Source organism: Stenotrophomonas rhizophila, from assembly GCF_003751305.1.
GTDB classification, from domain to species: domain Bacteria; phylum Pseudomonadota; class Gammaproteobacteria; order Xanthomonadales; family Xanthomonadaceae; genus Stenotrophomonas; species Stenotrophomonas rhizophila_B.
The window spans coordinates 187823-206773 of the sequence record NZ_RJKV01000004.1 but is presented as its reverse complement, the minus strand read 5'-3'; the positions used below and the strand labels follow the sequence as shown (position 1 = coordinate 206773).

The following is an 18951-nucleotide window of genomic DNA, read 5'->3' as shown; positions in this document are numbered from 1 at the left end:
TTCACTGCGGCGTGGCGGCGCGATTCAGCCGGCCAGCTGCTGCTTGACCAGCTTGGAGACCAAGCCCATGTCGGCCTGACCGGCCAGGCGCGGCTTGAGCGCACCCATCAGCTTGCCGATGTCGGCCGGGGTGGTCGCGCCGGTTTCGGCGATGGCGGCCTGGATGGCGGCCACGATCTCGGCCTCGCCCAGCTTGGCCGGCAGGTACTGGTCGATCACCACGATTTCATCGCGCTCGATCACGGCCAGGTCTTCACGGTTGGCCGCTTCGAACTGGGTGACCGAGTCCTTGCGCTGCTTGACCATCTTTTCCAGTACGGCGAGTACGGCGGCGTCGTCCAGCTCGATGCGCTCATCGACTTCGCGCTGCTTGATCGCGGCGTTCATCAGGCGGATCACGCCCAGGCGGTGCTTCTCGCCGGCCTTCATGGCGGCCTTCATGTCATCGGTGAGCTGCTGCTTCAGGCTCATGGGAACACCTCGTGTCGGTGGAAAAGGAAAGCGGGGCGCCGAAGCGCTGGAACGCAAAAAGCCGGTAACGCTCGCGCGTTCCGGCTTCGGCTCCGTCACGACAGGCCAAGGCCTGCCGTATCGAAGTTGCGTCCGATCAGTACAGGCGCTGACGCTTGGTGACGTCGCGCGACGAACGGCGCAGCTGACGCTTCACAGCAGCGGCAGCCTTACGCTTACGCTCCTGGGTCGGCTTTTCATAGAACTCGCGCTTGCGGGTTTCGGCCAGCACGCCGGCCTTTTCGCAGGTGCGCTTGAAGCGACGGAGCGCAAACTCGAAGGGCTCGTTCTCGCGGACTTTAACGCTGGGCATGGAATCTCCGGGACACAGTAGAACCGGGTCACGCCCGGTGAGAGCCGCACATTATAGCGGCGAGAAAAGAAGTTGCAACCCACCCCGGCGAACTTCTTGGCCACGGGTGATGCGCAGACAGGCGAGCGTACGTCTGCCGGGGCCTGAAGAGGTCCATAATACCCGTTATGCGAGTCCTTGGTATCGAATCTTCCTGCGATGAGACCGGCGTGGCGGTGTATGACACCTCCCTGTCCGGGATCGACGCCCTGCGCGCCCACGCCGTCTACAGCCAGATCGCCCTCCACGCTGAATACGGCGGGGTGGTGCCCGAGCTGGCCAGCCGCGATCACGTGCGCAAGCTGCTGCCTCTGATCCGGCAGACCCTGGCCGAGGCCGACATGACCGTGGCCGACATCGACGGGGTGGCCTATACGGCCGGCCCCGGGCTGGTCGGTGCGCTGCTGGTGGGGGCGGGCGTGGCCCGTTCGCTGGCCTGGGCGCTGGAGGTGCCGGCGGTCGGTGTACATCATATGGAAGGCCACCTGCTGGCCCCGCTGATGGAAGACGACCCCCCGCAGGCGCCGTTCGTGGCGCTGCTGGTGTCCGGTGGGCATACCCAGCTGGTCGCCGTGGACCGGATCGGCCAGTACCGCCTGCTTGGCGAGACCCTGGACGACGCCGCTGGCGAGGCCTTCGACAAGACCGCCAAGCTGATGGGCCTGCCGTACCCCGGTGGCCCGCAGCTGGCCGCCCTGGCCGAGCGCGGCACGCCGGGCCGGTTCAAATTCACCCGCCCGATGACCGACCGTCCTGGGCTGGATTTCAGCTTCTCCGGGTTGAAGACCCAGGTCCTGCTGGCCTGGCGCGACAGCGACCAGAGCGAGCAGACCCGCGCCGACATTGCCCGTGGCTTTGAAGATGCGGTGGTCGACACCTTGGCGATCAAGTGCGAGCGCGCGCTGGATGCGGCGGGCACCGATGTGATCGTGGTGGCTGGCGGGGTAGGGGCCAACAAGCGCCTGCGCGCCAAGCTGCAGCAGATGGCCGCCCGGCGCGGCGGCCGCGCCTGCTTCCCGCGCCCGGCGCTGTGCACCGACAACGGCGCGATGATCGCCTTCGCCGGCGCGCTGCGTCTGGAAGCCGGCCAGCACAACCCGCCGCAGGTGCAGGTCACGCCGCGCTGGGACATGGCGACGCTGCCGGCGGTGTAGGGCGCGCCCACTCACCCCGGTTCCCGGCACATTCCGGACAGCCCCGTTACCATGGTCGCCATCTTCCACGTGGCATGGCTATGGACAAGGTATTCATTGAAGGGCTCGAAATCGATGCCCTGATCGGGATCTACGACTGGGAACGGCGGATCCGCCAGACCCTGCGTTTCGATCTGGACATGGGCTTCGACAACCGCCGCCCGGCGGCCAGCGACGACATCGCCGATACCCTCAATTACAAAGCCGTCAGCAAGCGCATCGAGCAGTTCGTGCGTGATTCGGACTATGGCCTGGTCGAAACCCTGGCCGAGCGCATCGCCGAGATCGTGCTGCGTGAATTCAACGTGCAATGGCTGCGCCTGAAGCTCAGCAAGCCCGGCGCGGTACGCGGCGCGCGCGCGGTCGGCGTGATCATCGAGCGCAGCGCGCAGGACCTGGCAACGCCCTGATACCCCTGATAGGAGAGCAATACACGATGTTGGATGCGGTAGCGGCAACCCGATGGCTGGACGGCCTGCAGAACACCCTCGAACCCTGGCCCTGGGCCTACACCCTGCTGGTGCTGGCAGCACTGGCACTGGCCGCCTGGCTGGCCAACTTCGTCACCAAGAAGATCCTGCTGCGCGGCCTGCGCAAGCTGGTCAACCGGCTGCCTGGCCACAGCGCGGGCAATGAAGGTGGCAACAACCTGCGGGTAATCTCGCGGCTGTCCAACGTGGTGCCGAGCATGGTGATCGCCGCCGGCATCCGGATCGTGCCCGACCTGCCGCCGGAACTGGTGGCATTCGTGATCGGCGCTTGCCAAGCGTGGGCAGTGCTGACCGTGGCGCTGGCGGTCTCGCATGCGCTGGATGCCGCCAATGATCTGTACGAGCGCCGCCCGGATGCGCGCAACAAGCCGATCAAGGGCTACCTGCAGGTCGTGAAGATCATCGTCTTCGTGATCGCTGGCCTGTCGATCGTGTCCCTCCTGCTGGGGGTGAAGCTCGGCCCGCTGGTCACCGGCCTCGGCGCGGCCACCGCCGTGCTGATGCTGATCTTCCAGGACACCATCCTGTCGCTGGTGGCCAGCGTGCAGATCAGCGGCGATGGCCGGGTGCGGCTGGGCGACTGGATCGAAATGCCCAGCCAGAACGCCGATGGCGATGTGATCGATATCGCCCTGCACACCATTACCGTGCAGAACTTCGACAAGACCATCACCACCATTCCGACCAAGAAGCTGGTGACCGAGTCGTTCAAGAACTGGCGCGGCATGCAGGAGGCGGGCGGCCGCCGGATCAAGCGCGCGCTGTACCTGGACCAGCACAGTGTCGGCTTCGTCGATGCGCCGATGCTGGCCGAGCTGGAGCAGTTCGCGGTGCTGGGCGATTACCTGCGGGAGAAGCAGGCAGAGCTGCAGCAGTACAACGCCGGGCTGCAGGCCAAGGGCGTGGCGGCGGTGAACGCGCGCCGGGTCACCAACCTGGGCACGTTCCGCGCGTATGTGGAGCGCTATCTGAAGCAGCATCCGGGCATCCATACGGAGATGACCCTGCTGGTACGGCAGCTGCAACCGACCACCGAAGGCCTGCCGCTGGAGATCTACTGCTTCACCCGCAGCACCGCCTGGGGCGAATACGAGGGCGTGCAGTCGGACGTGTTCGATCACCTGCTGGCGATCCTCCCGGCCTTCGGGCTGCGCGTGTTCCAGGCCTCCAGCGATGCGATGCTGATGGCCGGGCAGCAACGGCTGGCGGCGGAAGAGTAAGCTCCTCTGCCCCCGTCGGCGTGCCGGCGGGGGTGGAGATCTTCCCGCGGGGAAGAAAAATGAACGCAAAAGTCATTCACAACCGCTTCGGGAACGCTAGAATCCCGGGCTTGTAAACGTTTTCATAAGGACAGCCGGTGGCCGCCGATCGTATCGAAACCCTCATTGCCCAGATGACCGTCGAAGAAAAAGTCGGCCAGTTGGGTGTGTTCGCCGACATGGTCCGCCCGTTCGCCCCGGACGTGAACCCGGAAGCCAATGTCCTCAACGCCGACCAGGTGCTGCAGCAGGTGCGCGAGGGCAAGGTGGGCTCGCTGTTCAACGGCGTCGGCGTGGAAGCCGGCCGCCGCATCCAGCAGGTCGCGCTGGAAGAAAGCCGCCTGAAGATCCCGGTGATCCTGGCTGCGGACGTGATCCATGGCATGCGCACCGTGTTCCCGATCCCGCTGGGCGAGGCCGCGAGCTTCGAGCCGGACCTGGCCGAGCGCACCGCCCGTGCCACCGCGGTGGAAGCCACGGCCGCCGGCCTGCACTGGACCTATGCACCGGCCGTGGATATCGCCCGCGACCAGCGTTGGGGCCGGGGTGCCGAGGGTGCCGGTGAAGACGTGGTGCTGGGCTGTGCATTCGCCGCCGCCCGTGTGCGCGGCTTCCAGGGCCCGGACCTGCGCGCCGACGATGCGCTGCTGGCCACGCCGAAGCATTTCGCCGCCTACGGCGCGGTGATGGCCGGCATGGAATACAACATGGTCGACATCTCGCCGCAGACCCTGCGCGACGTCCACCTGCCGCCGTTCAAGGCCGCTTTCGAAGCGGGCGCGCTGACCGTGATGTCCTCGTTCAACGACATCAACGGCGTGCCGGCCAGCGCCAACGCCGAGCTGCTGACCGACATCCTGCGTGGGGAGTGGAACTTCCCGGGCGTGGTGATCTCCGATTACACCGCCGACATGGAACTGGTCGCGCACGGCTATGCCGCCGATGACCGCGACGCCACCGCCAAGGCCTTCACTGCCGGCCTGGACCTGAGCATGCAGAGCGGCTTCTACGCCGAGCACCTGCCGGGCCTGATCGAGAGCGGCGAAGTGCCGATGGCCACGCTGGACGAATCGGTGCGCCGCATCCTGCGCCTGAAAGACGCGATCGGTCTGTTCGATGACCCGTACCGCTCGCTGGATCTGGCACGCGAAGCGGATACCTCGCATATCGCCGCGCATGACGCGCTCTCGCGCGATGCCGCGCGCCGCTCGATCGTGCTGCTGAAGAATGCGGATTCGGTGCTGCCGCTGAAGAAGGCCGGGCAGAAGATCGCACTGATCGGGCCGTTCGTGCAGGACCGCGAGAACATCGAAGGCTGCTGGACGCTGTTCGGCGACAAGTCGCGTTACGTCACCCTGGAAGCCGGTGTACGTGCGGCGATCAGCGATGAGGCGCTGCTGGAGATCGTGCCGGGCTGCGATCTGGAAGCGGCCGTGCAGGACGGTATCGAACAGGCGGTCGCTGCCGCGCTGCGTGCCGACGTGGTAGTCCTGGCCCTGGGCGAACCGCAGCGGTACAGCGGTGAAGCGCAGTCGCGCGTGGAGATCACGCTGCCGCCCGCGCAGCAGGCATTGGCCGAGGCAGTGGCGATGACCGGCAAGCCGCTGGTGGTACTGCTGCGCAATGGTCGCGCGCTGGCCCTGCAGGGCGCCGTGCGCAATGCGCATGCCGTGGCGATCACCTGGTACCTGGGTACCCAGACCGGGCACGCCGTGGCCGATGTGCTGTTCGGTGACTACAACCCGTCCGGGCGCCTGCCGGTCAGCTTCCCGCAGGTCTCCGGCCAGCAGCCGTACTTCTACAACCACGCGCGTACCGGTCGCCCGGAACTGCCGACCATGTCCGAGTTCAAGGCGCGCTGGCGCGAGATTCCGAACGAGCCGGCGTACGCCTTCGGCCACGGCATCGGCTACACCACGTTCGCCTACGGCGTGCCGCAGCTGAGCAGCGCGCAGCTGGGCTGGGACGACACCCTGACCATCACCACCACGCTGACCAACACCGGCGCGGTGGCGGGTGAGGAAGTGGTGCAGCTGTACATCCACGATCGTGTGGCCAGCCGTGTGCGGCCGGTGCGCGAGCTGAAGGGCTTCGACAAGATTGCCCTGCAGCCGGGTGAGAGCACCGAGGTGCAGTTCACGCTGGACCGCCATGCGCTGGGCTTCACCGGCCGCGATGGCGTGTTCCGCGCCGAGCCGGGCCAGTTCGAGCTGTGGGTGTGCGCATCGTCGGTCAGCGGCGAGCCGGTGATCTTCGAGCTGCTGGCCGCCTGAGTCGGCCTCGCGCCACCCGGTAGTGCCGGCCGCTGGCCGGCACCACCGTGAGCCATCATCGGCGGCTGACGTTTCGGCAGTTAGGCTGGCTTCCTCGTGAAACCGATGGAGCCACCCATGCGCCTGACCCGTACCCCGTTGCTGTTGGCCCTGGCCAGCCCGTTGTGGCTGGCCGCCTGCAGTCCGTCGGCGCCGCCGCCGGCCGATACCGCTGCCGCGGACCCTGCCCAGGGCCCGGCCACCGCTATTCCTGAAGGCCGCCCGACCCCAGGTGACACGGTGCCGTCGTCCGGCCTGTCGCCGGATGCGGTCACTGCCGGCAGCCCCGCGCCGGATGCCGCTGCGCCTGCTTCAGGCGGTGCGACGACACCTGCAGCGGACGCCACCGCCACAGCCGCCACACCCGCCGCGCCGACCAGCGCTGGCACCAGCGATGTCCGTCAGCGCATCGACCAGGTCCTCGGCGATGCTGCCCAGTACGAAGCCGTCTTCAACGCCTTCCAGAAGGCGGTCAATGGCGGCGATCGCGCCGCGGTGGTCGAGGAAGTCCGCTTCCCCTTGAACATCGCCAACGGCGCCAAGATCACCGGCCCCGGCGAATTCCAGCGCAACTACGAGCGCATCCTGACCCCGGCCGTGCGCAAGGCCATCGCGGCGCAGAAATTCGACGACGTCATGGTCAACCAGCAGGGCGTGATGATCGGCGACGGCCAGGTCTGGCTCAACGGCACGTGCCTGGATGCGGCCTGCAGCCGCACCGAGGTCAAGGTGGTGACCATCCAGTAAACCGGTGCAGCGCCGGAACGCGTGTGAGTTGTGCAGGCTGCCGGCGATGCGCCGGCAGCCTGCCAAGGCTCAGGCCTTCGGCGTGAGCTTGAGCAGCTTGCCGTTGCTGCCGTCTTCCAGCAGCCAGATCGCGCCATCCGGACCCTGTTCGATCTCGCGGATGCGCTCGCCCATGTCGAAGCGCTCGGCCTCGCGGGCGTTGTCGCCGTCGAAGGCCACGCGGACCAGCGCCTTGGACGACAGGCCGCCGATGAAGCCGCTGCCCTTCCACGCCGGGAACTGCGTACCGTTGTAGATGATGAAACCGGCCGGGGAGATCACCGGGGTCCAGGTCACCTTGGGTGCAGCGAACTCCGGACGGGTGTCGTGGTCGGGGATGTCGCGGCCGTCGTAGTGGCTGCCGTTGGAGACGACCGGGTAGCCGTAGTTGGCACCGCGTTCGATCAGGTTCAACTCGTCACCGCCGGCCGGGCCCATTTCGTGCACCCACAGCTTGCCGCGTGCATCGAAGGCGATGCCCAGCGCATTGCGATGGCCCAGCGACCACACCTGCGCGGCCACGCCCCCCTGCGAGGCGAAGGGGTTGTCGGCCGGAACGCTGCCGTCGTCGTTGAGGCGGATCAGCTTGCCGAGATTGCCGCTCATATCCTGGGCCGGATCGAACTTCTGGCGCTCGCTGGAGGTGATCCACAGTTTGCCGTCCGGACCGAAGGCGAGACGGTGGCCGTAATGCCCCTTGCCGCTGACCTTGGGGGTCTGGCGCCAGATCACCTTGAGGTCTTCCAGCGTGCCGCTGCCATCGGCGGCCAGTGCCAGGCGTGCACGCGCCACCGCAGCACCGCGGGTATCGCCGTCGCCTTCCTCAGCGTAGCTGAGATAGATCAGCTGGTTGTTCGCGAAGTCAGGATGCGGCAGCACATCGCCGAAACCGCCCTGGCCGCCGTAGGCCACTTCGGGCACACCGGTGATGGTGGCGGTCTTGCGGGTCTGCACGTTGAAGTGCTTCAGCGCGCCTTTCTTCTCGGTGACCAGCAGGCTGCCGTCGGGCAGGAAGCTCATCGCCCACGGTTCGTCGAAGCGGGCGAATTCGGTGGCCGCGAACGGCCACTGCGCCTTCTTGAGCACGGGCGCGGAGGGGCTGGCCGTGTCTGCCGCGACACAGGCGGTGGTGAACAGGGCGGGGGTGAGACTGATAGCGAGGGTGAGCAACAGCTTGCGGGTCATGGAAGTCTCCGTCGGGGAGGCGATGGCCAGCCCCTGTTGTACACCATGGCCATCAACGCCGCGTGGACCAAAGGTCCTGCGGACATGACAACGGCGACCCGAAGGCCGCCGTTGTCGTTTGCGCCAGTGCGCTGCAAACAGGCGCGATCAGGTGCCGCGCGGCACGCCTTTGTCCAGGTGCGCCTGGCGCAGCGCGGTGGATTCATCCCAGCCGCGGCGCACGGCATTGCGGGCCTGTTCCCAACTCAGCTTGCTCTGGCCGTGTTCCTGCGCCCAACGGGTCTGCAGCTCGGCTTCCACTTCTTCATACGCGCGGATCATGTCGTCGGCACGGGTGCGATGACCCAGTTGATACGCGGGCTCGTAGTCATCGAAGAACTGGTTGTTGTCGTAGTACGGTTCGCTTGGAAAGCGCTCACGCCAATAGTCCGATACGGCCTGGCGCGGGACACCGTCTTCCGGCACCCGGCCGGGAATCTGATAGTCAGTGCTCATGTGTTGGCTCCGGTTGGGTGAGGCTTCACCGTACCCAAAGCCGGGTTAACGTCATGGACCCGCGAGGTGAATGACACATCAAGCGCCATTCACCTGCGCATCTGCTCAGCCCTGGTGATCGCGGCGCGGGAACATGTAGATCACCGCACCCACGGCGAACGCGATGCCCGCCGCAGCGATGTTCTGCCAGCTCGCACTGGCGAACAGGGCCAGGCACAACACCAGCGCGAGGATCGGAATCAACGGGCCACCCGGCAGCTTCAGTGCACCCGGGCGATCACGGAAACGACGCGCCAGCACCAGCACCGCGGCGGCTGTGCCGATGTAGGCGAACAGGCGCGTGGTCATCGACAACAGTGCCAGCTGCACGAATGAACCGGACAAGGCCAGCGCCAGCGCGATCAGGCCCTGCGCGATGATCGCCGCCGCCGGTGTGCGCAAGCGCGGGTGCACCTGGGCCAGGATCTTCGGCCCGTAGCCATCGCGTGCCAGGGCGAACAGGAAGCGCGGGCCCATCATCATCGTGTTGCTGTTGGTGCCGAGGATCGAGATCGTCGCGCCGACCGTCAGGATCAAGGCGAGCGTGAGTCCACCGAAGCTGGCGGCGGCATCGGCCAGCGGCGTCGGCGAGCTGGCCAATCCGGCCAGCGTGCCCTGCGCAATGAACTGCACCGCGCCGTAGATCACGGTGACGGTGATGATCATGGTGATCAACGCGAACGGAATATCGCGACGCGGGTTCTTGTACTCGCCGGCAGCGGCCGGGATGTTCTCGAAGCCGGCGTAGGCATACAGCAGCAGGAGCGCGGCTTCGCCCATGCGCTGCAGATCGTGCGGGTCCGGGCGAACGCCGGAGAAGGCCAGGTCGGTATCGACGTAGAACACGCCGATCGCCACGAACAACAGCAGCGGCAACAGCTTGCCGATCACCAGGATGACCCCGGTGCGTGCCGCCGAGCGCACGCCGGCCACGTTCACCGCGGTGAGGAAACCGAGCGAGACGACGATGATCGCGACGCGGCCGATGTCATGCCCGGCCCACGGCCAGAAGCGTGCCACCGCATCGGCCAGTGCATTGCTGAGCGCGGCGGCGGAGCTGATCCGGGTCAGCCAGATCATCCAGCCGATCTCGAACCCGGCAAACCGGCCGAACGCCTCACGCGCATACAGATAGCTGCCGCCGGGCTCGTCGAAGTAGCTGGCCGCCTGCGCGTAGCAGAGCACCAGCAGCGCGACCACGATGCCGGCGGCGACCACGCCCCACAGGCTGAAGGGGCCGAGCAGGGCAACGGTGGCGGCCGGCAGCAGGTAGATGCCACTGCCGATCACATCGTTGATCGAGAGCCCGACAATCTGCCAGCGGCTGACCGCGCGCTCGAGCTGCGGATCCGGCGGTGCGGTACTCACGGCACGCTCTCCGTCAGCACGGGTAGCTGCCACTCGGCCTGCAGGCGCTGGTACTCCGCGCGCGGCAGCAGCACGAAGCGTGGCCGCGCGCTGGCATTCAACCAGGCCAGCAGCGTGGTCATCCGTGCGGGCTCCATCGCGGTGCAGCCGGCGGTGGCCTCACCGGGCGCGCGCCACAGATGGGCGAAGATGCAGCTGCCACGGCCGGGCGTCGCTTTCGGGTTGTGATCGATCACGAAGCCTTCGCGGTAGCGCACGTCGCCCTTGTTGTGCAGGTCCAGCCGCATCGGCTCGGTCGAGCCTTCCACCGCCTCGGCGCCGACCACCTCGGCATCGACGATGCGGTTGTAATACGGCGAATCCGGCACATCCATGCAGTAGCTGGTGTCGCGCATCGGCTGGTAGGGCAGGCCGCTGGTGACGCCGGGCGCATAGCCGAAGGCCGGCCCGATCGCAAAGATACCGGCCGGGCTGCGCCCGTCGCCTTCCTGTTTCTGCGGCGTTCCGGCCTGGGCCGGATGCAGTCCCTCACCCCATGCGCTGCCGCTTCGGCCCACGGCTACATCAACGGCGGCGCCGTGCGGCTGCCAGCCCTGCGCAGTGCGCTCAAAGGCCTGGAGCGTGCCCTGGGTGGCCTCCCAGCCTTCGGTGGTGACCACGACCAGCTGCGTGCTGCCGTCCAGAGGGGTGGCCAAGACGGGAGCGGTGGCGAGCAGCAGCACCGCGGCGGTGACGGAACGGAACAGCGACATCATCGTGGCGGACTCCAGGGATCAGCTGTCGATCAGGTGTTCGATCCGTTCCAGGTTCACCCCGAGCTGGCGGTGGCGGTCCGGGTTGGCGTGGCACAGCAGGACGAAGACAACATCCAGCAGGGACTGCAATGAGGAACGGTACAGCAGTTGCGCCACGTGCGGCGCCGGGTCGTGGGCGCACAGCACCAGGCTGGCATCGGCGTGCGCGCGCAGCGGGTTGGCGCTGTGGCGGGTGATCGAGACCACCTTGCCGCCCATGTCCTGGAACTGGCGCGACAGCTGGAACAGCTGCGGCAGCTTGCCGAACTCGGAGAACACCAGCATCGCATCCCCGGGCCGCGCGGCCGAGAGGTTGGCCATCATCAGGATCGGATCGGCGTGGTGCACGGTGAGCATGCCCAGCAGCGACAGCCGCATGGCGAACTCGCGCGCGTACAGGCCGTCATCGCCCAACCCGTAGACGAACACCTTGGGCGCCCCGTCGATCAGCTGCACGATGGCTTCGATGTCGGCCTGTGGATTGGCCAGCCAGGTTTCTTCTTCGGCGGCGGCTTTGCTTGCGCGCAGGCGCTCGGCGATCTGGGAGAAGCCGTCGGCCGCCTCCGGCGCGGGTGGTCGGCTGTGCGGGTCACTGCCGGCGCGCGCGACGGCCTCGCCGATGGAGTACTTGAGATCGGGGTAGCCCTTGAAGCCGAGCTTCTGGCTGAACTTGACCACGCTGGACTGGCTGATCCCCAATGCACTGGCCAACTGCTGGGAGGAGTAATCGCGCAGGAGGTGGGCGTTGTCGAGGATGAAGTCGGCGATGCGACGTTCGATCGCCGACATGTGGTCACGCTCGGAGCGGATTTTCACCAGGGGCGGCATGGGCACGGCGTCAGGACCACCGCCGCGGCGTGATCATTTCCAGTCCACGTACTTCCGTGATGCCCAGCCCGGGCGCATCGCTGATGGTGATCTCCGATTCGTTGAAGTTGACCCCACCGGTGACCGGGTTGAACTGGCCCAGTGATGGCCCGTCCAGATCCACCTTGGTGATGATGTCGCTCTTGGCGACGGCCAGGTGCACGGCGGCGGCCACGGAGATGCTCGATTCGATCATGCAGCCGATCATGCACGGCACGCCGTAGATCGCGGCGATGTCGGCGATGCGGATCGCGTTGGACAACCCGCCGGTCTTCATCAGCTTGATGTTGATGATATCGGCGGCGCGCTGCTGGATCAGGTCGAACACCTGGCCGGGGTTGAACACGCTTTCATCGGCCATGACCGGCGTGTTGACCCGATCGGTGACGTACTTCAGGCCACTGATGTCGGCAGCCTTGACCGGCTGCTCCAGCAGCTCCAGCACCACGCCGGCTTCTTCCAGCGCACGCATCGCGTGCACGGCCTGCTTGGCGGTCCAGCCCTGGTTGGCATCCAGGCGCAGCAGGGCGCGACCCTGCACCGCGGCGTGGATCGCCTTGACCCGCTCGATGTCCAGGCCGATGTCCTTGCCGACCTTGATCTTCAGCGACTCGAACCCGCGTTCGATCGCCGAGAGCGAGTCGGCCACCATCTTGTCGATGTAGTCCACGCTGATGGTGATGTCGGTGGTGATCACCGGGTCGCCACCGCCGAGCATGCGGTACAGCGGCGCGTTGTGCAGCTGTGCCCACAGATCGTAGACCGCGATCTCCACCGCCGCCTTGGCGCTGGTGTTGCGCTCCATCGAGGTCTGGATCAGGCCGCAGAGCCGGTTGAGGTTGGCCACGTCCTCGCCGATCAGGCGCGGTTTGATGAAGCTGTCGATGGCCTCGATGATCGAGCCGTGGGTATCGCCGGTGATCACCGCCGTGGCCGGCGCCTCACCGTAGCCGGTGTGGCCGCTGTCGGTGCGGACCAGCACCACCACGTCTTCGACGGTGTCCACGGTGCGCAGTGCGGTCTTGAACGGGGTCTTCAGCGGCACGCGCAGCATGCCGAGTTCAATGTCGGTGATCTTCATTCAGGGGTTCTGTGGCCGAAGGCGCTGGATGTTGGTGATGCGGTCGATGTAGCTCACGGTATCGCTGGCCATCATCGGCTCCAGCGGAGTGACCGACACGCCGTTGAGATGGGCCTGCACGCGCTTGCCGTCCGCGCCGATCCAGCCGCCGCCGGCGGTGTCATGGATCAGCCAGGTACGGCCGTCGATGTGGCCGATCGCCATCATCACGTGCCCGGGGATGTAGACCAGATCGCCGACCTGCAGTTCTTTTACGACGGCATCGCGCGTGGGCTTGCCGTCCTTCGCGGTGAAGGCGATGCGGTCCAGCGCGGGGCTGATCGCCTGCGCGCTGGTGTTGCGTGGCATCAGCACGCCGACACTGCGGTAGATCTCCGAGACGAAGCCGCTGCAGTCGCGGGTGTCGTAATCGTGGCCCCAGCCGTAGCGTTCGCCGAGGAACTTGAAGGCCTGGGTCAGCAGCGTGCGCGGAGTCAGCGGCAGGTAGTCATCCGCAGTGTCCTGCGAACGCGGCAGCAGCGCCGGGATCAGTGCCAGGCGACCGTCGGCATCGCGCACCGGCAGCTGCACCACATGCGCGGCGTGGGCCTGTTGGCCATTGACGGTCTTCTCCAGCGGCCAGTCGGCGATCACCGGCAGGCGCACGCCCATGTCCAGTTGAAGCCGCGACACGCGCGGTTCCTCCGGGGTGTAGGCGGTGAACGCCGTGGCGCCGGTGACCACGCGGTAAGGACCGCGTTGACCGTAGCCGAGCACCGTGTCCGCGTCACCGATACCCACGAAGCGCTTCTCGATCCACGCCGAATAACGTTCGCTGGTGATGAACAGCCAGCGCCCGTCGGCGCTTTCATGCAGCACCGCCACCGCGTCGCCGGGGAACAGCGCTGACTCCTGGAAGCGGTCGATGTCCGTGTCGCCCTGGCTGCTGAAGACCCGCAGCGTGGTCGGGAACGCACGCAGCGCAGCGCGATGGGTGACCAGGCCGTACTGCAGTGGGCGCTGCGCCGGTATCGCCTCCAGCGCGAGATTGGCCAGGGTGTCACTGCGCTGCCGGTCGCTGATGGTCTTGCCATCCTGGTCAGACAGCGTGCGCTCCGGCCACCTGGACAGCGACTGGATGCTGCCCAGCACTTGGTCGCGGGGCAGCTGCGCTGGCAGCGCGCGCAGATCGTGGATCGAGGCGTCTTCGGCACGCATGCGGGCGTTCTGCGTGGCGATAGCTGCGCGATCCAGGATCACGCGGTCCGGATCGGGCAGGCGATCGGCCCAGAAGCCGGGCGCGAGATAGGCCTCGCGCAGGGCGATGACCCCGCCGAAATTGGCGACCGGCACAGCACGCGGACCCTCGGCCCACGTTGGCGCGAGGTTGGTCGCGAGCACCGCAGCCAACACGGCGCGGGGCAACCAGCGGGACCGCACGGGGCGGTGGGGGGAAGCCAGGATCATGACGCGGTCACCCTCCTCGGAAGCATCAGGAATATTTATTCCTTTTTTCGGCGAAAGCAAGAATAAATTATTGACCGGCTATCAGGCCCGTGTTACACAGCGATTACCCCACCCGCACCTTGGGAAGTGTCGCCGTGGATCCTGTGATGCGCAAACCGCGATTGCCTCTGCCTGCTGTCTGGTGCCTGTGCGCTGGTCTGCTGGCAACGCCGTGGGGGCTGGCCGCTGCGCCGACCGCGCTGCCGACGGTGATCGCCGGAATCGACCGCGGTGCGTTCGCTCAGGCCGAGGCCGACATCGCGGCGGCGTTGCAGGATCCGAGCCTGTCGGCAGCGGACCGTCAGGCCTATGCCTTCGAGCGCGAACGCATGCGTCGCATGCGGCTGGACTTCACACTGGATGCGGCGGCCGCCAAAGCGCAGCTGCGCAGGCAGATTCCCGATCTTCGCGAGGACGACTTCGCGCGCTGGGAGGCGGCCGGCCTGATCGAACACCTGGATATCGATGGCCAGCGCCGCTACTTCAAACGCGCGCCGTCCAACCTGTTCCGCATCAGCGCCGAGGCGCGTGCCCGGCGCTCGCCCGATGCCCCGGTGCCGAAGGACGGCCCCTACGAGCACCTGCACCCGCACCACCAGGAGATCGTTGGCGCCGCCCGTGCCACGGGCGCGACCAGCCTGGTGCCACGTCGTATCGAGGTCACGCAGTCGCTGGTGGTCAAGCCCGATGCCGTGCCTGCCGGGGAAACCATCCGCGCGTGGATTCCGTACCCGCGCGCCATCGCGGGCCAGCAGCAGGACATCACCTGGATCGCGAGTACACCGGCCGGCGCGCAGGTGGCGCCTGAAGCCACCCTGCAGCGGACCGCCTACCTGGAGCGCAAGGCGATGGCCGGCACGCCCACGGAGTTCCAGATCCGCTATGCAGTGACTGTGTACGCCCGGCATATCGCGATCGATCCGGCCAGGGTCCAACCCACGCCGGACGATCCTGCGCTGAAGCCGTACCTCGCCGAGCAGGCGCCGCACATCGTGTTTACCCCGGCGCTGCGCGCGTTCTCGCAGCAGGTGGTCGGCGCGGAGACCGATCCATACCGGATCGTGCAGAAGCTGTTCGACGCGGTGGACGCCATTCCGTGGGCCGGTGCGCGCGAGTACGCGACCATCTCCAACATCAGCGATTACGCCCTGCACGCCGGTCATGCCGATTGCGGGCAGCAGACGCTGCTGCTGATGTCCCTGTTGCGCTTGAACGGTGTTCCCGCGCGCTGGCAGTCCGGCATGGTCTATTCGGATGATGCGGTCGGCTACAACAATCTGCACGACTGGGGCGCGGTGTATCTGGCGCCGTATGGCTGGGTGCCGATGGATGTCACCACCGGGCGGCTGGACAGCCCGCAGCCGGCGTTGCGCGATTTCTATCTAGGCGGGCTGGATGCCTATCGCATCGCCTTCAACGACGACTACGGCCAGCCGCTGGTGCCAGCCAAGCAGCACGTCCGCTCGGACACGGTCGACTCCCAGCGCGGTGAGGCCGAGTGGTCCGGCGGCAACCTGTACTTCGATCAATGGAATTACGACGTCCAGTCGCACGTGGTGCCACTGGAGGCAAAGCGGTAAACGGCGGTATCCACGATTCCACATCTGCAGGAGAGAGCAGGGAATGAATGCAAAGCGATTGAAGCGTGCGGCGTTGTACGCCGCACTCGGCGTGTGTCTCGGCAGCCTGGTGCCGATGGGCGTTTCGGCACAGAACGTCAGTGGTGCCGTGGCCGGCCGTGCGACTGCCGGTGACCAGGTGACGGTCGTCAGCAACGGCACCGGCCTGACCCGTACGGTCACGGCCAGTGCCGATGGCAGCTACCGCCTGGGCCAGTTGCCGGTCGGTGATTACCAGCTGCAGCTCAGCCGTGATGGCCAGACGCTGGGCGAGCCGTTCGCGGTGAGCGTGGCGGTCGGCGGCACCACCACCGTCAACCTGGCCAGCAGCGGCGATGTGGTCAACCTCGATGCGCTGCAGGTGATCGGTGCCCGCGTGGTCAACCGCGTGGATGTGTATTCCACCGAGACCTCGTTCAACGTCAACCGCCAGGAGCTGTCGCGCCTGCCGGTGGCGCAGGATCTATCGGCGGTGGCATTGCTGGCACCCGGCGTGGTCGGCGGCAATTCCTCGTTCGGTGGCCTGTCCTTCGCCGGTTCCTCGGTGGCTGAGAACGCGGTCTTCATCAACGGCCTGAACGTCACCGACATGTACACCCGTCGTGGCTTCTCCAGCGCGCCGTTCGGCTTCTTCAACGAATTCCAGGTCAAGACCGGTGGCTACTCGGTCGAATTCGGGCGCTCCACCGGCGGCGTGATCAACGCGGTGACACGCTCGGGCACCAACGAGTTCCAGGGGGGCGTGGAAGTCACTGCCGAACCGAGCGCGCTGCGCTCCAGCCCGCGTGATCACTTCCACCGCGACGGCACGCCGCATTCCTATGCCAGCCGCGACAACAGCTCGTTCCTGAAGACCAACGTCTGGGGTTCCGGGCCGATCATCAAGGACAAGCTGTTCCTGTTCGCGATGTATGAAGATCGCGACGACACCGGCCACAACACGTCCTCCGATGCGCTGACCTGGTTCAAGAACAAGAGCGACAACGGCTTCTGGGGCGCCAAGCTGGATTGGAACATCAACGACAACCACAGCCTGGCGCTGCTGGCGTTCTCCGATGAGGGCGAGATCACCAACGGCTCGTACAACTACGATTGGGATGACGATCAGATCGGTGCGTGGGGCGGCGATTCGGTCACCGAGACCGGTGGCAAGAACTGGTCGGCGACCTATACCGGTCACTTCGGCGAGAACTTCACCGCGCGTGCCATGGTCGGCGAAAACAACCAGCGCGCCTTCACCAACTCCTCGCTGGATGAAGCGTGCAGCCCGGTATTCACCGATGCCAGCTACGCGTCACGTCTGGGCAAGCTCAACGGCCTGCGCCCGGGCTGCCACCCCACCGGCGCCGCCGTTGCCGAACGCGACGACACGCGTGAAGTCGCGCGGTTGGACTTCGAATGGCAGCTGGGCACGCACCTGCTGCGCTTCGGTGTTGACCGCGAGCTGATGACCACCGAGCAGTCCACGCGTTACCCGGGGCCGACCCAGCTCAGCTACACCGCCTACGTCGCCCGGCCCGGCGATGAAGTGTGGGATGGCGCCAACGCCTATGTGCCGGCCGGTGTGACCGAGATGCTGCGCGCACGCAACCGCGTGTCCGGCGGCACCTTCGAGACGGAAGCCAACGCGTTCTACCTGGAAGACATCTGGAACATCACCCCGAACCTGATGTTGAACCTCGGCGTGCGCTGGGACCGCTTCGAGAACCGCACCGCCGATGGCGACGCCTTCATCAAGATGGACGACCTGATCGCGCCGCGCTTCGGCTTCTCGTGGGACATGAAGGGCGACGGCAGCACCAAGCTGTTCGGCAACGCCGGCCGCTATTACCTGCCGGTGACCAACAACATCAACGTCAACTTCGCCGGCGGCCTTACCGACGAGTACTCCTACTACGTGCTCAACGGCTGGCAGCAGCAGGCCAACCCGGTCACCGGCGCGCCGTACATGGCCCCGGTCATCGGCCAGCAGATCGGCCCGGTCGATACCCGCATGAACACCGGCGCGGCCGACCTGCGCCAGAGTGTGGACAAGGACCTGAAGGCGGTCTACCAGGACGAGTACATCCTCGGTTTCCAGACCATGATCAACCAGGCCTGGTCGTGGGGCGTCAACGCGACCTACCGCAAGATGGACCGCGCGCTGGATGACATGCGCATCAACCACACCCCGTGCGGCCCGACGGGCACCACCCTGTGGCCGATCGCCAACCCGGGCGAGAGCCTGACGATCTGGGGCGACTCCAGCATCGGCTGCACCACCGAGGGCTGGATCACCATCGACACCGCCAAGGATGGCTACCGCAAGGGAGGCAGTCTGGAGGTGGTGGGCTATTCCAAGCCCAAGCGCACCTACAAGGCGCTGGAATTCCAGATCGACCGCGCGTGGGATGAGAAGTGGCTGTTCAACGCGTCCTACCTCTGGTCGCGCAGCGATGGCAACTTCGAAGGTCCGGTCAATTCGGATACCAACTACGGCGACACCGGCATGGTCCAGCACTGGGATCATCCGTCCAACAACCAGCGCTATGGCCCGTTGTTCAACGACTTCCGCCATCAGTTCAAGTTCCGCGCCGCCTACGCGCTGAACGAGCAGTGGTCGTTCGGCACCACGCTGCAGGTGGTGTCCGGTGGCCCGATCACCGCCTTCGGCGTGATGTGGCCCAACGACACCGTGGCCGGCGGCAGCACCTCCAGTGAAGGCAGTGGCGGCGGTACCGGCTGGCTGTGCGTGGCCAACTGCTCGGGTGCGTACAACCAGCGCCAGTTCGAGTACAGCCCGCGCGGCGCCTTCGGTCGCCTGCCGTGGACCTGGACCATGGGCGCCAACGTCACCTGGCGGCTGCCGGTGGAGGGCATCGACCTGAGCGCGCGCCTGTCGGTCTACAACCTGTTCAACAACCAGACCGTCATCAACGTGCACCAGCGTTATGAAGCCCAGCCGGGCCAGGTGCGTGAGAACACCTTCAACACCGGCACCCGCTGGCAGGCACCGCGTTACACGCAGCTGATGGTGACCTGGAACTTCTGATCCGGTCCGCACGTGGCAGGTGCCGACGATGAGTCGGCACCTGCCTTCACCGCCATGCCGCGTGCACGCGCGCAACCGACCGCG

Annotated in this window: 16 protein-coding genes; 7 read left to right on the top strand and 9 right to left on the bottom strand. The window is 66.6% G+C overall.

Translation table 11 applies throughout. The features are described from left to right. Window positions 1–24: 24 nt before the first annotated feature. Window positions 25–471, bottom strand: coding sequence for a GatB/YqeY domain-containing protein (locus EDF74_RS17875; protein WP_123731364.1), 447 nt, complete (start codon window positions 469–471; stop codon window positions 25–27). 136 nt (window positions 472–607) lie between these two features. Further along, window positions 608–823, bottom strand: coding sequence for a 30S ribosomal protein S21 (gene rpsU, locus EDF74_RS17870; protein WP_002808376.1), 216 nt, complete (start codon window positions 821–823; stop codon window positions 608–610). 167 nt (window positions 824–990) lie between these two features. On the opposite strand from rpsU, the gene tsaD reads away from it, so the two are divergent. The 5 genes from tsaD (at window position 991) to EDF74_RS17845 (ending at window position 6864) form a co-directional block, all read left to right on the top strand. Next, window positions 991–2016 carry a tRNA (adenosine(37)-N6)-threonylcarbamoyltransferase complex transferase subunit TsaD gene (gene tsaD, locus EDF74_RS17865; RefSeq protein WP_123731363.1) on the top strand — a complete coding sequence of 342 codons (1026 nt, stop codon included), beginning with the start codon at window positions 991–993 and terminating at the stop codon, window positions 2014–2016. Window positions 2017–2096: 80 nt separating this feature from the next. Then, entirely contained in the window at window positions 2097–2465 is a 369-nt protein-coding gene (folB, locus tag EDF74_RS17860) for a dihydroneopterin aldolase (RefSeq protein WP_123731362.1), read from the top strand. 26 nt (window positions 2466–2491) lie between these two features. Beyond that, a complete protein-coding gene (locus EDF74_RS17855) occupies window positions 2492–3766 on the top strand; it encodes a mechanosensitive ion channel family protein (RefSeq protein ID WP_123731361.1) in 1275 nt (424 codons plus the stop codon). A gap of 137 nt (window positions 3767–3903) precedes the next feature. Continuing rightward, window positions 3904–6078, top strand: a complete 2175-nt coding sequence (locus EDF74_RS17850) for a glycoside hydrolase family 3 N-terminal domain-containing protein (RefSeq protein WP_123731360.1) — start codon at window positions 3904–3906, stop codon at window positions 6076–6078. Window positions 6079–6195: 117 nt separating this feature from the next. Then, window positions 6196–6864, top strand: a complete 669-nt coding sequence (locus EDF74_RS17845; protein WP_428999181.1) for a hypothetical protein — start codon at window positions 6196–6198, stop codon at window positions 6862–6864. Between the two features lie 69 nt (window positions 6865–6933). Here EDF74_RS17845 and EDF74_RS17840 read toward each other — a convergent pair whose 3' ends face one another. From EDF74_RS17840 to EDF74_RS17810, 7 genes are all read right to left on the bottom strand, one after another. Continuing rightward, window positions 6934–8088, bottom strand: a complete 1155-nt coding sequence (locus tag EDF74_RS17840) for a PQQ-dependent sugar dehydrogenase (protein ID WP_123731359.1) — start codon at window positions 8086–8088, stop codon at window positions 6934–6936. 147 nt (window positions 8089–8235) lie between these two features. Next, window positions 8236–8583: a hypothetical protein gene (locus EDF74_RS17835; RefSeq protein WP_070471533.1), complete on the bottom strand. Its 348-nt coding sequence runs from the start codon at window positions 8581–8583 to the stop codon at window positions 8236–8238. Between the two features lie 105 nt (window positions 8584–8688). Further along, window positions 8689–9990: an APC family permease gene (locus EDF74_RS17830; protein ID WP_123731358.1), complete on the bottom strand. Its 1302-nt coding sequence runs from the start codon at window positions 9988–9990 to the stop codon at window positions 8689–8691. Continuing rightward, a complete protein-coding gene (locus EDF74_RS17825; protein WP_123731357.1) occupies window positions 9987–10745 on the bottom strand; it encodes a L,D-transpeptidase family protein in 759 nt (252 codons plus the stop codon). Before EDF74_RS17825 ends, EDF74_RS17830 begins: the two co-directional genes overlap by 4 nt. An 18-nt stretch (window positions 10746–10763) precedes the next feature. Further along, window positions 10764–11612 (bottom strand): MurR/RpiR family transcriptional regulator, encoded by an 849-nt coding sequence (locus tag EDF74_RS17820; protein WP_123731356.1) that lies wholly within the window; start codon window positions 11610–11612, stop codon window positions 10764–10766. A 10-nt stretch (window positions 11613–11622) separates the two neighbouring features. After that, window positions 11623–12732: a dipeptide epimerase gene (locus tag EDF74_RS17815; protein ID WP_123731355.1), complete on the bottom strand. Its 1110-nt coding sequence runs from the start codon at window positions 12730–12732 to the stop codon at window positions 11623–11625. Beyond that, entirely contained in the window at window positions 12733–14178 is a 1446-nt protein-coding gene (locus EDF74_RS17810; RefSeq protein WP_260232317.1) for an SH3 domain-containing protein, read from the bottom strand. 146 nt (window positions 14179–14324) lie between these two features. Here EDF74_RS17810 and EDF74_RS17805 point away from each other — a divergent pair, with 146 nt between their 5' ends. Both EDF74_RS17805 and EDF74_RS17800 read left to right on the top strand, forming a co-directional pair. Next, window positions 14325–15797: a transglutaminase-like domain-containing protein gene (locus tag EDF74_RS17805; RefSeq protein WP_428999180.1), complete on the top strand. Its 1473-nt coding sequence runs from the start codon at window positions 14325–14327 to the stop codon at window positions 15795–15797. Between the two features lie 43 nt (window positions 15798–15840). Continuing rightward, window positions 15841–18867, top strand: a complete 3027-nt coding sequence (locus tag EDF74_RS17800) for a TonB-dependent receptor (protein ID WP_123731353.1) — start codon at window positions 15841–15843, stop codon at window positions 18865–18867. Window positions 18868–18951: the final 84 nt, after the last annotated feature.